The 17,819-nt window shown below is 47.9% G+C and carries 14 protein-coding genes; 6 read left to right on the forward strand and 8 right to left on the reverse strand.

All coding sequences use genetic code 11. The annotated features are described in order from the left end of the window. The first annotated feature begins 11 nt into the window (after positions 1-11). Positions 12-593, forward strand: a complete 582-nt coding sequence (locus L0Y31_RS03265; RefSeq protein ID WP_234735704.1) for a YceI family protein — start codon at positions 12-14, stop codon at positions 591-593. 3 nt (positions 594-596) lie between these two features. Here L0Y31_RS03265 and L0Y31_RS03270 read toward each other — a convergent pair whose 3' ends face one another. From L0Y31_RS03270 to L0Y31_RS03290, 5 genes are all read right to left on the reverse strand, one after another. Next, positions 597-1,187, reverse strand: coding sequence for a cytochrome c oxidase subunit 3 (locus L0Y31_RS03270; protein WP_234735705.1), 591 nt, complete (start codon positions 1,185-1,187; stop codon positions 597-599). A 48-nt stretch (positions 1,188-1,235) separates the two neighbouring features. Beyond that, on the reverse strand, positions 1,236-2,042 hold the full coding sequence (locus L0Y31_RS03275) for a 4-(cytidine 5'-diphospho)-2-C-methyl-D-erythritol kinase (RefSeq protein WP_234735706.1): 807 nt from the start codon (positions 2,040-2,042) through the stop codon (positions 1,236-1,238). A 10-nt stretch (positions 2,043-2,052) separates the two neighbouring features. After that, positions 2,053-4,548: an OmpA family protein gene (locus L0Y31_RS03280; protein ID WP_234735707.1), complete on the reverse strand. Its 2,496-nt coding sequence runs from the start codon at positions 4,546-4,548 to the stop codon at positions 2,053-2,055. A 773-nt stretch (positions 4,549-5,321) separates the two neighbouring features. Further along, complete coding sequence (locus L0Y31_RS03285) at positions 5,322-6,053, reverse strand: hypothetical protein (protein WP_234735708.1); 732 nt, start codon at positions 6,051-6,053, stop codon at positions 5,322-5,324. Between the two features lie 104 nt (positions 6,054-6,157). After that, positions 6,158-8,020: a vWA domain-containing protein gene (locus L0Y31_RS03290; protein WP_234735709.1), complete on the reverse strand. Its 1,863-nt coding sequence runs from the start codon at positions 8,018-8,020 to the stop codon at positions 6,158-6,160. Between the two features lie 98 nt (positions 8,021-8,118). Between L0Y31_RS03290 and L0Y31_RS03295 the strand changes: the two genes are divergently transcribed. From L0Y31_RS03295 to L0Y31_RS03305, 3 genes are all read left to right on the forward strand, one after another. Then, positions 8,119-8,700 carry an RNA polymerase sigma factor gene (locus tag L0Y31_RS03295; RefSeq protein WP_234735710.1) on the forward strand — a complete coding sequence of 194 codons (582 nt, stop codon included), beginning with the start codon at positions 8,119-8,121 and terminating at the stop codon, positions 8,698-8,700. Then, a complete protein-coding gene (locus L0Y31_RS03300) occupies positions 8,693-9,955 on the forward strand; it encodes an energy transducer TonB (protein WP_234735711.1) in 1,263 nt (420 codons plus the stop codon). Before L0Y31_RS03295 ends, L0Y31_RS03300 begins: the two co-directional genes overlap by 8 nt. 164 nt (positions 9,956-10,119) lie before the next feature. After that, the gene (locus L0Y31_RS03305) at positions 10,120-10,773 is read left to right on the forward strand and encodes a porin family protein (protein ID WP_234735712.1); all 654 of its coding nucleotides are present in this window, start codon (positions 10,120-10,122) and stop codon (positions 10,771-10,773) included. 56 nt (positions 10,774-10,829) lie between these two features. Here L0Y31_RS03305 and L0Y31_RS03310 read toward each other — a convergent pair whose 3' ends face one another. Further along, complete coding sequence (locus L0Y31_RS03310) at positions 10,830-12,356, reverse strand: M28 family peptidase (protein WP_234735713.1); 1,527 nt, start codon at positions 12,354-12,356, stop codon at positions 10,830-10,832. A 129-nt stretch (positions 12,357-12,485) separates the two neighbouring features. Between L0Y31_RS03310 and L0Y31_RS03315 the strand changes: the two genes are divergently transcribed. Both L0Y31_RS03315 and L0Y31_RS03320 read left to right on the forward strand, forming a co-directional pair. Beyond that, entirely contained in the window at positions 12,486-13,043 is a 558-nt protein-coding gene (locus tag L0Y31_RS03315) for a thioredoxin family protein (RefSeq protein ID WP_234735714.1), read from the forward strand. A 176-nt stretch (positions 13,044-13,219) separates the two neighbouring features. Further along, positions 13,220-16,165 carry a M16 family metallopeptidase gene (locus L0Y31_RS03320; protein ID WP_234735715.1) on the forward strand — a complete coding sequence of 982 codons (2,946 nt, stop codon included), beginning with the start codon at positions 13,220-13,222 and terminating at the stop codon, positions 16,163-16,165. An 86-nt stretch (positions 16,166-16,251) separates the two neighbouring features. Here the strand turns inward: L0Y31_RS03320 and L0Y31_RS03325 are convergent, their stop codons facing one another. Then, positions 16,252-17,241 (reverse strand): fatty acid desaturase family protein, encoded by a 990-nt coding sequence (locus L0Y31_RS03325; RefSeq protein ID WP_234735716.1) that lies wholly within the window; start codon positions 17,239-17,241, stop codon positions 16,252-16,254. A gap of 314 nt (positions 17,242-17,555) precedes the next feature. Beyond that, positions 17,556-17,747 carry a cold-shock protein gene (locus L0Y31_RS03330; protein WP_234737106.1) on the reverse strand — a complete coding sequence of 64 codons (192 nt, stop codon included), beginning with the start codon at positions 17,745-17,747 and terminating at the stop codon, positions 17,556-17,558. Between the last annotated feature and the right edge of the window lie 72 nt (positions 17,748-17,819).

Raw genomic sequence — 17,819 nt, forward strand, 5'->3', positions numbered from 1 at the left:
TTGCTACTCTTATGAATCCACTACGCCATATTCCGACAATCTGTTGTTTCCTGGCACTTGGTATGCTGTCGCTTTCTTTCAGAATGCCGATGGCTAAACGAAAGCTAATGGCCGACAAGTCGGCAACGACAATCACCTATGCGATGCGCCACCCCATGCACACCTGGGAGGGCGTCAGCCGCGATGTGACCTGCGCCGTTGTGTATAATGACGAGACAAACCGCATCGAAAACGTGGCCGCCGTGGTTAAGGTTGCTTCTTTCGATAGCCAGAACAGCAACCGCGATTCGCACGCGCTGGAGTCAACGGAAGCCCTGAAATACCCGAATATTACGTTTTCCAGCCAGGATATTCAGCCGGGCGATGGCAATACGCTCACCATTCGTGGCAATATGACGTTTCATAACGTAACTCGCCCGATGACGATTCAGGCTACCCGAAAAGAGGCCAGCGGCAAGCTGACGATTGACGGCAATTTTGATTTTAAACTAACGGATTTTAAAATTGAGAAACCCAGTCTGATGATGGTTCCCGTGGAGGACGAGGTGAAGATGCGGTTTGTTTTTGTCTTTAAAATGCCCGCTAATAGCTAGGATTTACATGCCGTGGTGAACCAGCAGAAACAAAAATACCACCAGCCAGAGTACATCCACAAAATGCCAGTACAAGGTAATCAGCCGAATACGCAGCTGGTTCGGCGGATTGACGCTATAAATAAAGAAATCAATGTACGGTTTCCGCTGAACGGCCTCCGTGTAGGCAATGCCCAGAAAGGCTACGCCAATCAGAATGTGGAGCAAATGCACCCCGGAAAGCACGTATAGAAAGCTGCTCGATGGATTGGTCTGTAGATAAATACCCTGCGAAACCCACTCCCGCCAGCCCAGCACTTGGAGCAAAACGAACAGAACGCCCAGAAACAGTGTCGTACCCATATACAAACGATACTGAACAAACCGCTCGTGCTCAAAACTTCGGTTGGCAATGTGCAGTGTCAGACTACTAGCCAGTATAACCGCCGTACTGGCTAAAAACACCTTAGGCAGCGGAATAACTTGCCAATCGGCACCCCCTTTCCGAACCAGATAGGCCACGAGCAGAACCGCGAAAAGAATCATACTACCCGCAATACACAGCCATAAGGCAAAGCGTTTGGGCTCCCGGCGGCGCGTAATAAAGTTACTCATGGGATCAGTTAGCGAAACATAAGGCACCGGCCAGTTTAAAGGAGCCGTTCAGAGTCTACCTTGCCAAACGCGATATGACTCAAAATGGTTTGGTAAGATGGGGGCCTGCTCATAAATGCCGTACAAAGTTGAGCCAGAACCGCTCATGCTGGCATACAACGCTCCCGCTTCGTACAGTTGCTGTTTAATGTCGGGTAAAATCGGATGATTCGGAAACAGACTTTCTTCAAAATCGTTTCGAATCTGGTTTTTCCATTCCACTAAAGGCGTTTTTAAGGCCTCCACCAGTGGGATTTCTGGCTTGCGGGGCCGAATACCAGCGTACGCTTCAGCCGTTGAAATGGCAAGATTTGGGTAAACCAACACAATGGTATAGCCTTTCAGGGAAAGCTCAATTTCGTCGAAAACATCCCCTTTCTCGCGGCAAAAAAGCGGTTCATTGCGAACAAAAAAAGCGCAATCGCTGCCTAGCGGGCGGGCATATTCTTCGAGTTGGGCAACGGTTAAACCCAAGCTAAATTCTTCATTTAGCAGTTTTAAGGCAAACGCTGCATCTGCAGAGCCACCACCGAGGCCTGCACCAATGGGCACCATTTTATGCAAATGCAGGTGAACGGGAGGCAGGTCGAAATCTTGCCGTAAGGCTTCGTACGCTTTTACGCACAAATTTTTGGCCGGATCGCCGGGAATGGCAATTCCGTCCGTTGTGAACGAAAACGCAGGCGCTGGAATAACTTCCAGCAAATCGGTCCAGCCGACGGGATAAAAACAGGACTCCAGGTTGTGGTAACCGTCCGGCCGTTTCTCAATAATATTTAATCCGATGTTGATTTTTGCGTTCGGAAATGTAACCATTGCTGTTTAATTACCGAATAGAGAGCACTTTAAATTCGGTCCTGCGGTTTCGTTGATATTCTTCTTCGGTGCAATTTACGCCATCGACGCAATTGTTCACGGGCATGGATTCTCCGTAGCCAGCCGCCACGCATCGCTTACGCGCGATTCCTTTGTAAACTAAATAATTCACCACCGAATTTGCCCGCTGTGCGGATAAATATTTATTGTAATTGTTATCCCCCCGACTATCGGTATGCGACCGGATCTCCACGTTCAGAGACGGATATTTTCGCATCGTTGCCACCAGTTTGTCCAGTTCACGGGCCGCATCGGGACGAATGTTCCACTTATCAAGGTCGTAATAAATATTGTCTAGCTGTACAATATCGCCCACGCGCAGCATGCGTAAATCAGCAGATAACACCTTGGGGGTAGCGGGTTTGGGCAACTTATTGATCCGGTTCATGTTGGTGCCGTATCGCTCTTTGGTAGCGACCAGCGTGTACCCACAATTCTCGGATAATTCAAATTCGTAACGCCCATCGGGACCTGTTTGCACCGTCTGCACCAAGCCGTCGCATTCCCCGCGCAAACGTACCGTCACGCCTTCAATCGGTTTCCGGTCACCTTCACTCATAACCACCCCCCGAATGTGCGATTTTGCCACGTTCACAGGCCCCCAGCCATCATTGTCACTCTCACTCGGCGATTTGGCATTGGCAATCGAAACCGTGTCGGAAACCTCTTTAGGCTCAAACAGGGCAATTTCCAGGCGTGAAGGCGAGTCGTCGAGCATCGAACGGGTCGAAAAACCAATTGTGCTGGTAATAAATCCATCTTTTGACGACTTAAACACAAAATCATTATTTGGTTCCAGGCACAACTGAATGAGGCCGTCCGCCTTGGTGACTATTTTCCGGACTTGTTTACCATCGCCCTTCTCCTGAATTTCGACCACGACACTATCCAGCGGCTGGTTGTTATCGTCATTGTAAAGCCGCAAGGTCAGGTTTCGGCAGCCATAGAGCGAGCTTTGCCGCGAAAACCGCAAGATATCATCGCTCCCATTAAAGCGGTTGGTGCTGAAATAACCCGTGCGGCGCAGACCGTCCGTAATAAGTCCAAAATCATCCTGATCGGAGTTAATAGGCGCATCCAAATGATCGACCAACTCAACCTGTGTTGGTGATTTCATCAGCGCGAAATAAATGTCCAGACCACCCAGTCCACGCCGCCCATCCGAAGAGAAGTACAAATTTCCATTTTCGTCAATGAATGGAAAAAGCTCATTTCCTTTGGTGTTAATCTGCGCCCCCAAGTTCACCGGTTTTCCCCATTTTCCACCTTGAAACTGAACAATATACAAGTCGGTTCCGCCGTAGCCTCCTGGCATATCCGACGCAAAAACCAGCCACTGATCGTCCCTGCTTAAGGCAGGATGACCCACTGAATATTCGTTGCTATTAAAAGGCAATTCTTTAATATTGACCCAGTTACCGCTTTGTTGCTCAGCCGTATAAAGCTTCAGGTTCGTAACGCCTTCCGTACTTTGCCGAACGCGGCCTTCGTTGTAATTATTCCGGGTAAAGACAATGCGGGAGCCATCGCTCGAAAACGTGGCAGGCCCTTCGTGGTAACGGGTATTTAGCTCTTTACTGAATCGCTGGCCCGATTTCGCGGCTTTTCCATAGCCAAGATCGCCTGTGACATTGATATACCCACCAATGCTGCGCGAATCATTTGCACTTGCCCGCGAGCCATTGCCCCGACGCCGATCTTTTTTTGAGGCCGCCGCCGCTTTCGCTACCGTTCCATCTGGATTGATGATTTTACTAACCTTAATCAACCGACGATCTGGGATATAAAATAAATCCAAGTAACCCCCGCCGCCGCCACTCCCCGAAGTTTCGATGGCTGAGCCGCCTTTTTTACCCGAAATGTAAATCAACCCATCCCGAAAATACATGGGACTAAATTCCGCATTGGAGGTATTCATTTCCAACACTTCCAGTCGGTATTTGACAACAGGTTTCTTGCCGTTTACCAGCGCAGGAGCCGTTGGCGACGAGATGGGAATCTGATCCCGAACGGCCTGCCGCCCTTTCAGCGAATTGTATTTTTCGTACATACTCTGCGACTCGCGGTACTTCCCGTTACTGGCTAGTACCTGCGCAAATTGCAGGTAAGCATTTATTTTATCCCCCGACAGCTCCGAGGAATTAATTAATTCACGATAGGTATTTTCTGCTTTCTGTAAATCCCCTACTGATTTGTAACTCAGGGCCAGATTGGAGCGTACACTAATGCGCTGCTCGCTCGTTAACGCATTATTCAGTTCGGTAAGGAGCTGCGTGTATAAATCAATGGAACGACCGTAGGCACGCAGTTCTAATTGCCGGTCGGCTTCCTGAATAAGCGCCTGCGTCTGCGCCTGGCAGACAAAGCCGCAGAAAATCAGCAGAAAAGCCACTAACCATTTACACTGGATATTCATACCCGACAATTCGTATACTTTTAACGTCATAATAATACAAGACAGTATTCAATGACTCTTTTTGTATTTTCTTAACAAAACCCAAAGTTATGGGAATTTGTGGCTCCTAGCGATTATGTTCTTGCTTAGCTAGCTCCTTGAAGTTACCAGCCAGAAGACCCAGGTCACGTTTTTACCGCTTCCACTGGTCTTTTTTTGCAACAAATTAGATGACAGAATGGAGATTGAGCACGTCCCGCGAGATACCTGAAAAGGCTCCCGGGATTCAGAAAGTTGGTAGGTCGCTTGTCAACTTGCACTTTCTCCATAGTAATGCATCACCACTCGTTCAGTGGTCTTGGAAGAATATGATTACTGGAGGCCAAAAAGTATAAATGTATCATAATTCGTGCCAACTTTATTTTGATCAGTAAGATGTTAAATCTTTAAACCAAACAGTTACAGTAAGTTAATGAACCTTAACAGTCAGGTTACTAATAACAACCCAAAGTCTTCGTCTGTTAATTACGCCATCTTGCTGTCTGTCTTCACCCGACCCTTCGCATAAACCATGCCATTAGCCAGAAAAAAACCGAACAAGTTTTAATAGCGCGGAATAACATATATGATTTTTTCACGATTTATCACCGTATTACCCGTCTCTGCTTAAATAAACCACCGATTTTTTTAGCTTTTATGTGCTGGCAAGATTGGTAAAAAAAAGAAAAGTCGCCCGGCTACTGCCAGACGACTTTTCAGAATAACCGCTAAAGTTTGTCTTTTAATTCTTTCTTTTTCCGCTAAAAACAAATATAATTTATCGATTATAAGGCCATCACCTTAACTCGGCTGTAGTAGAGCGTTGTCAGACCTTCAAAGCCAGAATCGGTCCCGATGGTTAACCAAATTTCTCCTTTATCGTTTGTAGTGGCGGCAAAGGGTTGCTGCGCGTTGCTGCGCTGGATAAGCTCATATTCTTCTTTTTCCCCTTTAATCCCAATTGTGCCGAGCACCATCATGTCTTTGCCTCCCGACGATTGGAATCCTTTATCGAGGTTAAATCCGTAAAAATTATCCATCTTTTCCTTCTGCGGCTCAACAGCGGTAGCCCCTACCTTTAGAAATACACTATTTCCCGGCGAACCACCAATGCCAAAGCTAGCGGTCGGATACTTTGAGGCCAGCTCGATCTCAAACACCAGCCGATAAGTTGTGCTCGGTCGCAAACCCGTTACTTTCCGTTTAATGAACAGAAATAGGTCATCGCTTCGGTTGTGACCCGAAAGAAGTAGGGATTTCTTCGAACGATCGAGCGGCGCAGGCAAAGACTCATGCTTGAACTGAAATTCCATAATTCCCTCCTGCGCCGTGCTATAATCGGTATAATCACCGACCCAGCCTTCCGCGCCCGTAGCAAAGGTGGAATTGACCAGTAATTTATCATTAATAGCCCTGGGATTGTCTGCTGACTGCAACGATACATCTTCCTCTTTCTGACAGGCTGTACTCATCCCGACGCACATCAAGACAGCCATTAGCCAGGTTATTTTTTTCATGTTGATTAAATTGAACAATTTTAGGAACTGCCTTGGTATGGTTGTTATTGACTTTATGACCCATGCCTTTTACATACAGTTGCAAATGTTCTTAAATTTAATCATTATTTTCTAGCGACCCCACTGTTATCCAGTGTTTTAGCTGCCTTTATTAAACGGATCAGTTCGCTGCGGTAGCCTTCCGTATCCGGTCCGAGCGCCTCCCGCGCCAAAGCTGCCATTTGATCAAATGTTGCACCACCTTTGTACTCCGAGTCGCGCAGCAGTAAGCCAAACCCAGCTACAGCGGCGGTAAATCGGAAATCGTCTGACGTTTTCGCCCAGGATTGGGGGCGGTGCGAAACCGGATGTTCCAGCAACTGGCTTTTTTCTTCCTGAGGGTGTTTGTAACGAATCTTCAGGTTTAGCAACTCGTCTTTATGAGCCGTTGCCATTTCTTTTTTCTGGTACTTCAGGGAATCAGACTTGGCCAAATAAGGACTTTCAACGCCTGCGGGAATTAGTTCATACAAAGCCGTTACGGTGTGCCCTGAACCCATTTCACCAGCATCTTTCTGATCATCCTTGAAATCTTCATTACGAAGCATCCGGTTTTCGTAGCCAATGAGCCGATACGCCTTAACGTGAGCCGGATTGAACTCCAATTGCAGCTTTACGTCTTTCGCCACCGTGAAGATGGTTCCACCAAACTCTTTCGCAAAGATTTTCTGGGCTTCCTGCCAGTTATCGATATAGGCGTAGTTGCCGTTTCCTTTATCGGCCAGCGTTTCCAGTTTGTTGTCTTTAAAATTGCCCATGCCAAAACCCAATACACTTAGGTAAATACCTGTTTTGCGTTTTTCCTCCACCAGCCGTTGCAAAGCCGCATCGCTCGATTCACCCACATTAAAATCGCCATCGGTTGCCAGAATAACCCGGTTATTGCCTTCTTTTTGAAACGATTCCAGGGCTGTCTGGTAAGCCAGTTGAATACCCGCGCCACCCGCCGTAGACCCACCCGCCTGCAAATCGTTGATGGCCTCTTTAATCCGCTGGCGCTCGCTGCCAGGCGTCGATGGCAGGACAAGCCCAGCCGCGCCAGCATACACAACCATAGCCACCCGGTCCTGCGGCCGCAACTGATCAACCAATAGATTCAGCGCCGACTGCACCAGTGGCAACTTGTTTTCGTGCTGCATGGACCCGGACACATCAATCAGAAAAACCAGATTAGCGGCGGGCAATTTCTCCGCAGAAATAGTGCGGGCCTGCAAGCCAATCCGCAGGAGCTGCAAACCCTTGTTCCAGGGCGATTCGGACAACTCAGTATGAATGGCTATCGGATCATTGCCCGTTGGCTGGGGATAGGCATATTCAAAATAATTAATCAGTTCTTCAATGCGAACCGCATCTTTGGGAGGTAGATTTCCCGCGTTGATAAACCGGCGCACATTGCTATAGGAAGCCCGATCAACGTCTGCCGAAAAAGTCGTGACGGGTTGCTGGCGGGCATCGTGAAATCTGTTTTCGTTAATAGCCGAATAATCCTCCGTGTTAAAACGAGCCCGCGTATAAAGGGGCGAACCAGGCACAAAACTAGCTACTGCGCCCGTCAAATCTTTTTTCTGAGAAGTACCATAGTCTACAACCACTACCTCATTGAGCGTTTGTATGTCCGGTGCCAACTGCACATCGGCAACTACCTGGCCTTTTTTGACCGGAATCGTTGTTGCTTTGTACCCAATAAAAGTAAATGTCAACATCTGAGGTTCACTCGGTACATTGCGCAAAACATAGCGTCCCGAGGTATCCGTAACGGCCTGGATGCGTTTATTTTTGACAATAATCTGCACTCCCGGAAGCGGCTGGCTATTCAGTAGATCCGTGACAGTTCCGGTGATGGTGCGCGTTGTATCTGCCGAACCAGCAGCGCCTTCTTTTTGCTGAAAAAAGAGGCTTAGTAGAAAAAATGAAAATAAAATGTGCATGATTGTATGGAATTAGGATGCCTTTTTTCTCTTAGAGATGCAGATGCATTCGGGATTCCATACGAGCGGTAAAAAAAATTAGTCAGTTACGTAACAGCATGTTTTTAAAGCGGTTCCAAAAACCAAAGCCTAGCACCGATGCCGACTATGTGTCGGCCTATAAAGCTACGGGCAGTCTGGAATTGCTGGGCGAACTGTACGAACGCTACATGGAGATGGTATACGCCATTTGTTTTCGTTACCTGCGGGACGAAGAAGAAAGTAAAGATGCCGTTATGGTTTTGTTTGAGCAATTGATCAAAGACGTTGAGCAGCACGAGATCCGTAATTTTAAAAGTTGGCTCTACGCAACGACCCGCAATTATTGCCTCATGCAAATCCGGCAACGCAAACTGCTGGTCAATGGATATGATTTTTCGAGTGAAGAAACGGATGAGCTTCCTTTCGCTTCGCTTTCCGATACCGACGCGCCCGATCTGGAGCAAACCCTAACGCGCATGGACGATTGCCTCCAGGCCTTGCCCGCCGAACAGCAGAAAAGTGTCGCTTTATTTTATTTGGATCAGAAAAGCTATGCCGACATTGCTTCCCAGACTGGCTATGATTTAAAGCAGGTAAAAAGTTATTTACAGAATGGCCGCAGAAACTTAAAAAGATGCATGGAAGGTCGCAATGAGTAAAGAAAACCAACATAACGACCAACCGCTTTCAGCCGACGATTTACACCGCTACCGAAGCGGCCAACTCGACGCGGCGGAGCGGCACCGCATTGAGCGTCTGCTACTTAAAGAGCCGCTGTACGATGAAGCTCTGGAAGGTTTCGAGCTGTTGGAAACGCACCAGAAACCGTTGGCACCCGCCATATCCGATTTGCAGCAGCGGTTGCAACAGCGCGTGAAGCCGGAAACCAAAGAACGACGCTTGCCAGTAGGCTGGTGGGCCGCTGCCGCTTCGGTTACTGTCTTGCTGGGAGCCTTTTTCTTTTGGTATCTTAGGCAGGATGCGCCCCAACGCTCGGTTGCCGTGACGCCGCAACGCGAAGCTCCGGCAGTTCCGCAAGCCCCGCCAACCAGTTCACAACCGGTTGAGCGCTTATCCGCCAAACCCCTTACTCCTGCTTTACCTCGTCAACGAAAAGCGCCCCAAACCCGGCAACCTACCGACGACAAAATTCTAGCAAGCCCACCCACGGAGCGAGTGGCGGATACCGATGCACCGCAAACAACCGTTTCTGCTGTTGAAGCCCCGCAACGAATTGACACTTTACGGCAATCGTTTTCGATGGCTCAACCTAAGATAGCCATGTCCGCCGCTAGGCAGAAACCGTTTGCACCAGCGCCGATGACCGTTAGCGGGCGGGTGATCGATGCGGAAACAAAAGAGCCGTTGCCCGGTGTAACCATCTCGTTTTTGAAGCAGAAACACGCCGTTGTTTCAGATAGCCTTGGGCGCTTCGAATCGAACAAAAACCTTCGGCTACTGGATTCGGCGATGGTATCGTACATTGGATATAAACCCAAGATCGTCTCCTCAAAGGATTTACTGGCTGGTACTATTGCCCTAAAACCTGATCCGCAGGTCTTGAACGAAGTAATCATTGTTGGATACGGCACACAAAAAAAAGCGGATATCACAGGATCCGTTGCGAAGGTCTCTCAGAAAGCTCGCCCCGCCACAGGCTTTGCCGAATACGTTCGATCTCAGAAAAAAATTCCCTTAGCCGCCACCGAAAACCAAGTCTCAGGCACAGTCAAGCTACGGTTCAAGGTTCGAAAAAATGGTACGCTTACGCAAATTAGAGTCGTTAAAGGATTGGGTTACGGCTGTGACGAAGAGGCGATTCGGCTCATCCGGGAGTCGCCCCGCTGGCAGCCTGCTATCCGAAAAAATAAACCCATCAGCAGCCGTGTAGAATGGGAAATTGCTTTTCCATGAGTACTTGTACAGGCAAGTAGCAAAGAAAATTTACGTGTTCACTCAGTAATATTATAGCCGCGTTTTAAGCGAAAAGCGTAGTATTGCGCTCCAAAAAGGCCAAAACAATTACTTAAGGCTTCCGTTTATCAATTTGTTAACCCAACAATTTCTCTAAAAGCACTATGAAAAGAGGAGTAATTATGATTGTAGGCTTGCTGTCGCTTACAATTTCATCTGTTTTTGCGCAGCAACGCTGGAGCGCTGGTCCACGGCTCGGCTTAAATTTATCCACCGCCGTTGGAGCTATTGACAACACAAAATTAGCACCGGGTCTAGCAGTGGGCGGTTTCATCATGTATAGTGATGTTAACCATTTTGGCGTTTCCGCAGACGTTCTATATTCGCAACGTGGCTTTCGTTTTGACCAGGCCAATCAGCAAGGAACCTACAAATACCGGCAGCGGGTTGACTATCTGGAAGTACCTGTTTTATTCCGTTATTTCATGAACCGGAGCGGCAACTTCCGCCCGAATTTATTCTTGGGACCAAACCTTGGCCTAATGATAGGTGCTGACCGCACTAGCCCCGATGTGAAAAACAAGGAACTCTTCCGCAACGCCGAATTGGGCGCTACGGTTGGGCTTAGCTTTAACTTTCGGGTTAGAAGTGCCCAGCGTTTGCACATCGATGCACGCTATACACTGGGTTTAACTGACTTTACGTATGATAAGCCAGGATACATCAACTCACCAGACAATATTAACAATGGTACTGTCCGCAACTCTACCTTCCAGTTACTGCTGGGTTATGGTTTCGGAGTAGGCCGGAGCTATTAAATTCTGCAATAAAAAGGAGTTAAGAGGGTATAAATCATCCCTCTTAACTCCTTTTTTTATTTATACAGTGCTTTAGCCGCTGCTTCGTATTTATCTCCCGCTGACCACTGTGGACGCGTTGAACGGTTGGCAATCAGCCGGGCTGCGTAGGCATATGCCTGGCTATACTTGAGTAAATACGCAAAATCAACGCTGTCTGGGTTATCCGCCGCCTGGTGGTAATATTTCCCTAGCGCTTCATCAAATTGCTTAAATCCAGGAGAAAGATTAGGTGATGGAATACCTTTCACCGCAAAATTGACGTTGTCCGAGCGGTCAAAAAGATTTTGCTCTGGTGCGGGTTCCGCGAAAACGCCCAAGCCAAACGCTTTAGCCGCCGCTTCGATTTCTGCTTTGGCACCGGTGCGCTCCAGACCCAATACCGAAATAATGGACGTATCGGTATAACCTGCTCCGTCCGTATTGAGGTTAAAGACCGTTTTTGCCAGCGGGACAAGCGGATGCTCGGCGTAATAGCGACTTCCTAATAGTCCAAGCTCCTCGCCGGTCAGCGCCACAACGATCACCGACCGCTTGGGTGGCTGCGCCTTTAATGTTTTAGCTGCTGATAATAAGGCAACTACGCCCATTGCATTGTCGCGAGCTCCGTTAAAGATGCTATCAGCGGGCGTGTACGCCTGTCCACCCTGCTTGCCCACACCCACATGGTCGAAGTGCGCACTTAGTAGCACGTATTCGGCTTTGAGTTTGGGATCTGTTCCTTCGATAATCCCAACTACATTCATCGAATTGACCACGTTTTGCGCACGGCCCGATGTCCGAATGGAGACGGTTTTGCCGTTTTCCCGTAAAGCCGCTAACTGGTTTTTTCCGTTATCCGCCCAGATATGTACCAAAGGTAACGCGGTTCCAGCTCCGTCGGGGGCCAGCGAAAGCTGTTCGCCACCCAATCGCCGGCTGATCATCGGCCAGGGATAAGTGGCTCCAATGTATAATTCAACCAGGCCCAAAGCCCCCTTTTCGGCAGCCAGTTTACGCTTCTGCATAGAAGCTGCGGTTAGGCCGCTGTTGGTTGTCGCATCGGGCGCACCAATCTGCGCAACAACGATCTTTCCTTTCACATCGCGTCCGTTGTATCCATCAGCGGCGTCTGTCAGACCGTAGCCTACATAAACGGTTTCGGAGGTTACGTTGGTTGGCTGGCCGTTCATGACCACCATCTGAGTACCCTGCCGAAGGGTATCGCGACCCACCACCATCGTTCCATTAGCAACCGACTGGCTCCGCAGGAAAGGCACTGGCTGAAAATAATCGGTCTGACCGGGCGCTGGTTTCAAACCCAGCAACCGAAATTGTTCGGCGATGTACCGAGCCGCTACCAAGTTGCCCGGCTCGCCTGTGCGGCGACCTTGCAATTCATCGGCCGCCAGAAAACGCAGTTGCGCCTCTAATTCAACCGAAGACAAGCGAGCCTCCGGCAATTTGGCTACTGCCGACGCAGCCGTTGATTGAGCCAGCGAAGGAAGTGCTGCGCTAGATAGCAGCAGAGTCGCCACGGCGAAGTGTTTGCGTATTGATTTCATGTAAAAATTAACGAATCCTGTACAAAGCTGTCAAAAAAGGAGAAAATTACGCAAACTTCCCTAAAATACCTGCTCTTTACCGTGACCAGCGGCTTAAAATACCATCCTTTAGAAATAACCGCTATCCCTATGAGCAAGACGTTCCATCGAGTTGCAATAACCATCTTATTGGTAGCTATCACCTTTTCGGGCTTTCGCCAGCAGGAACCTCCTAAAATCAAGTGGATAACCATTCAGGAGGCTTACACACTCCATAAGAAGAAGCCTAAAAAATTTGTTATTGACGTTTATACCGACTGGTGCGGCTGGTGCAAAGTCATGGACAGCAAAACATTTACGAATCCTGCCGTTATTGATTACGTTAACCAGAACTATTATGCGGTGAAGCTGAACGCCGAACAGCGGGAAGACATCCTGCTTGGCGCTGATAAATTTTCGTTTGTCGAACAGGGCAATGGCCGGGGTTATCACCAGCTCGCCGCCAAGCTTATGAACAACCAGCTTTCGTACCCAACAACGGTGTTTCTGGACGAAAAAATGGGCATGATTCAACCCATTGCTGGTTACCTAGAAGCCAACGCCTTTCATCAAATCATTACATTTATTGGCGGGAACCACTTCAAAAAAGAGGCTTTTGAGCAATTTAAGGCTACAACGTATGCCAAAACCTATACGGCAAAATTGTAAATCGGTCTTTTATCGTACCAAGTCTGAGCCTCATGCCAAAGATTTACTTCGGCGTGAGGCTCTTTTTATGCGCTTTATTTCTTTCCTGTCAACCCTCATAAAAAAAGTTGATCGATGTGTTAAATGCTACCGGATGCGGTTAAATTAGGGGATACTTTTCTCCCATAACTACATCAATGAAACACGTATTGCTTTCGCTGGGCTTTATGTTGATACTGATTCAACCTAATTTAGCCCAGAAGACTCAAAAGCCAACGCAGTGGCAAACAGCTACGAGCGGCGGCTACTCCTACCGTTATATTCCCAATGACCCACTGAAAGCCCGTTTTTACACGCTAAAAAATGGTTTGAGCGTTATTCTGAGCGTCAATAAAAAAGAGCCGCGCATCTTTTCGTTCATGCCTACGCGAGCGGGATCTAACACCGACCCCCGCACGAACACGGGTTTAGCCCACTACCTGGAACACATGCTGTTCAAGGGAACCGACAAATACGGTAGCCTCGACTGGGCCAAAGAAAAGCCACTTTTGGATCAGATTGATGCGCTGTATGAGCGCTACAACAAAACCACCGATACCGTCCAGCGCAAGGCCATTTACCGGGAAATTGACCAGAAATCGGGTGAGGCCGCCAAGTTTGCCATCGCCAATGAATACGACAAGATGATTGCCAACATGGGGGCGCAAAATTCAAATGCGTTCACGAGTTATGAAGTTACGTGTTACCTGGAAGATATTCCTTCCAACGCCCTGGATCGCTACTTAACCCTTCAGGCAGAGCGTTTCCGCCAGCCGGTTTTACGCATTTTCCACACGGAACTGGAAGCCGTTTACGAAGAGAAAAACCGCAGTCTGGACAATGATCCCTGGAAAGTAGAAGAAGTACTCATGGCCGCGCTCTTTCCAACGCATAACTACGGCCAGCAGACGACCATTGGGACAGTAGAACACCTTAAAAACCCCTCGCTGGTTGAAATTCGGAATTACTTCAATAAGTATTACGTCCCTAACAACATGGCCATCATTATGGCGGGCGACCTGAATCCAGACGAGGTAATCAAAAAAATCGACCAGAAATTCAGCTACTGGAAGCCAAAAGAAGTGCAGCTTTACAAACCGGTTGCCGAGGCTCCGCTGACCAGCATTCAGGTTCGGGAAGTATTCGGACCAACTCCCGACAACGTCCGCATTGGCTTCCGTCTACCGGGTGTTCTGGACGTAAAGGCCGCTACCCTGGCTACCCTGGCCGACGAAATTATGTCGAACTCGGCGGCAGGTTTGATCGACCTTAATTTAAATAAACAGCAGAAAATTCTGGGCGGTGGTTCTACTCTCGAAAAACTAAAGGATTATTCGGTTTGGTCCTTGTCTGGTCGCCCTAAAAAAGGACAGTCGCTGGAAGAAGTAAAAGACCTGCTTATCGGCCAGGTAGAAAAGCTGAAGAAAGGCGAGTTCGACGAGAAAATGCTGCGTGCTATCGTCAATAACTACAAGCTGAACGCCATCCGTGAACTAGAGAATAACTACAGCCGGGCTAATCCACTGCTGGATGCCTTTGTCAACAGCAAGGGCGATAGCTGGCCGGACTACACCCGCCGCCTCGACGATATGAGTAAAATCACGAAGAAAGAAGTCGTCGATTTTGCCAATCAATGGTTCAAGAATAATTACGTAGTCGTTTACAAACGCAAAGGCGAAGACAAGAGCATCCAGAAAGTAGAGAAACCCGCCATCACGCCCGTTGCCACCAACACCGATAAGCAATCACCTTTCCTCAAAAGTGTCAATGATACGGAAATGGCTCCCGTAAAACCGGTTTGGCTGGATTACAAAAAAGATGTTAAGCGGGGTAAAGCGGGCATTTCGGAAGTTCTGTATGCCAGCAATGTGGAGAACGACATTTTCCGTTTAGGGTATCGCCTGAAGATCGGGAATTATCACAGCAAGTTGCTTGGCCTGGCGACGCAATACCTGGCGTTCCTGAGCACGGATCAGTTAAGTGCTGAGCAGGTTAGTACCGAGTTCTACAATCTGGCTTGTAGCTACGCCATCCAGCCCGGCAATGAATACACAACCATCCGGCTTACGGGCTTGCAGGAGAATTTTGTTCCGGCGGTTAAGCTTCTGGAAAGCCTGCTCCGTACGTGCAAACCCGATGAAAAAGCGCTTGAAGACCTCAAAGGACGAATTTTGAAGCAACGTGCTGATGCCAAGCTGAACAAAGGCGCCATCATGCAGGGCCTGATGCAGTATGCGGAATACGGAGCTAAAAATCCATTCAACAACCAGCTAACCAATGACGAACTTGCCAAAGTGACAGCTACTGAATTAGTTGGCTTCATCCACAGCCTGGTTACGCTGCCGCACCAGATTATTTACTACGGACCGCAACCTTTGGCCTCTTTTGAGCAGCAGATTGTTGGATTACACCAGCTTCCGGCTGCTTTTGCCACCCTACCATCCAAGCAGGATTTCAAGCAGTTGCCGCAGGATGCCAATCAGGTTTTGTTTGCTGATTATGACATGGTCCAGTCGGAGATTTCGTGGGTACGCAACACCAATACCTACGATCCTGCGCAAGCGCCAGTTGTCGAGTTTTTCAACAACTATTTTGGGGGCGGAATGGCTTCGGTTGTGTTTCAGACGCTGCGCGAATCCAAGGCATTGGCCTATTCAACGTATGCGTATTACAACACCCCGCCCAAAAAAGGGGAACAATATACGCTCATTGGTTACATCGGAAGCCAGGCGGATAAACTGCCCGAAGCTGTTGCCGGAATGAATGAATTGCTCAATAGTCTGCCCGATTCACCAATAGCCTTAGAATCAGCGAAGAAGGGAATGAAAAAAGCGTACGAAACAGAGCGCGTTTTGCAGGATGGCGTCATCTATAGTTTCCTGGATGCAGAAGAAAAAGGCCTTGATTACGACGAACGGCAGAAAATCTATGATGCACTTGATGCCCTCAGCTATACCGATTTGAAGAAATTTAGCGAGCAATACCTGGCGAATAAGCCCTACACCTACTGCGTTGTGGCTTCGGAAAAACGGGTAAACCCCACGGATTTAGCTAAATACGGCACCGTCAAAAAGCTAACGCTGGAAGAGATTTTCGGCTATTGATGTTGGCTTAGGTTATGAGGTATGACACAAAAAAGGCGCTACGTGTAGCGCCTTTTTTGCATTGAGTAAGTCAGCCTTACTCTTTGTTAGCTTAATTGGTTTACCGGCGCTTCCTGAACGGCAAACTCGTGATAGGCGTTTCCATTTCCTAGCTCTTTCAACATGTTAACGTGCGACCGAAGCGCGTCCAGCAGCGAACTTTTGGCGTTGTAGGGAATATCAAAATCTTCCGCCGTACGTCGGACAATTTTCGACAATGCCCGGTAATGCACATGCGAAATATTGGGGAATAAATGGTGTTCAACCTGAAAATCCAGTCCGCCAATGAACCAGGACACCCAAACGGGACAACCAAAATTAGCCGTTGTCCGAACCTGGTGAATTGCCCACGCATTGTGAACCGTACCCTGCTCATCCGGCATGGCATGTTCTGCCCCTTCGACAATGTGAGCCATCTGAAATATAATGCTTAGAATCAGACCCGCCGTGAAGTGCATGATACAAAACCCGATTAGCCATTGAACAAACGTCAGATCAGTGAGCCAGATGGGTAATACAGCAATAAATACCAGATAAAATAGCTTACTCAGAAACAAAACGGTCAATTCCATCCGGGTAAATGGCTTAACGACTTTAGACTCTTTCTCCCGACTATACCGATATGCCTGCCGGAAATCCTTTACAAAAAAGGAAAACGTCATCAGTCCGTAAAGCAAAAAGGCGTAAATGTGCTGGTATTGATGATACTGTTTGGGTCGCTCACTGGGTGAAAGTCGGAGCAAAGGCTTCCCCGTGATGTCTTCATCCATGTCATGGATGTTGGTGTAGGTATGATGAAGTGTGTTGTGTTGCACCCGCCAGTTCAAGACGTTGCCACCGAGCAGGTACAGGGAAGAACTGGATAAAGTGTTGACCCAGGATATAGCGGAAAAGGAACCGTGATTGGCATCGTGCATGACAGACATTCCGATTCCAGAAATGCCAATCCCCATAATGAAGGCCAACAAGGTCATTAGCCAAAGTGGGCACGTATTGCTCAGTATTAGCGCGTAAGGAACCAGGAACAAACTAATCATAAAGATCCCTTTTATAACCAGTGACGTTCCTCCAAATTTAGACCGATCGCTTTCTTTGAAATGAAGCTCTACTCGCTCGCGCAGTACCTGAAAAAAATTTGATTTATCCTTATTTGAGAACTTTACCCTGCATTTACTCATCTTGTTTGCTCGCAAATTTTTATAGTCAGGAGTAGGAATATGGTATTGGGCTTTTTAAAGTCCCTTAAAAGCAATAAAGGGCTATTAAGCCCTTTATAATTCTTTGCTAAACTAAACGCTGAGAAGTGCAAGCAATTAACATCATCTCAGCGTTGTCGATTGTCAATTATCGGTTAGACCAGCTGTACTTTAACAGCGTTCAGTCCTTTTCTTCCTTGTTCTACTTCAAATTGAACCTCATCATTTTCCTGAACTTGGTCCAGAAGGCCAGATGCATGCACGAAAATGTCTTCAGAAGAATCTTCTACTTTAATGAATCCGAACCCTTTCGTTTCATTGAAAAACTTAACAATACCCTTTTTCATCTTTAAACTAATAATTTTCATGAAGATACGGATAAAATCAGGGAGTATCTAACTTTCAATCATTAAATTGAC

Origin of the sequence: Tellurirhabdus bombi, from assembly GCF_021484805.1 — a bacterium.
In the GTDB taxonomy this organism is placed as follows: domain Bacteria; phylum Bacteroidota; class Bacteroidia; order Cytophagales; family Spirosomataceae; genus Tellurirhabdus; species Tellurirhabdus bombi.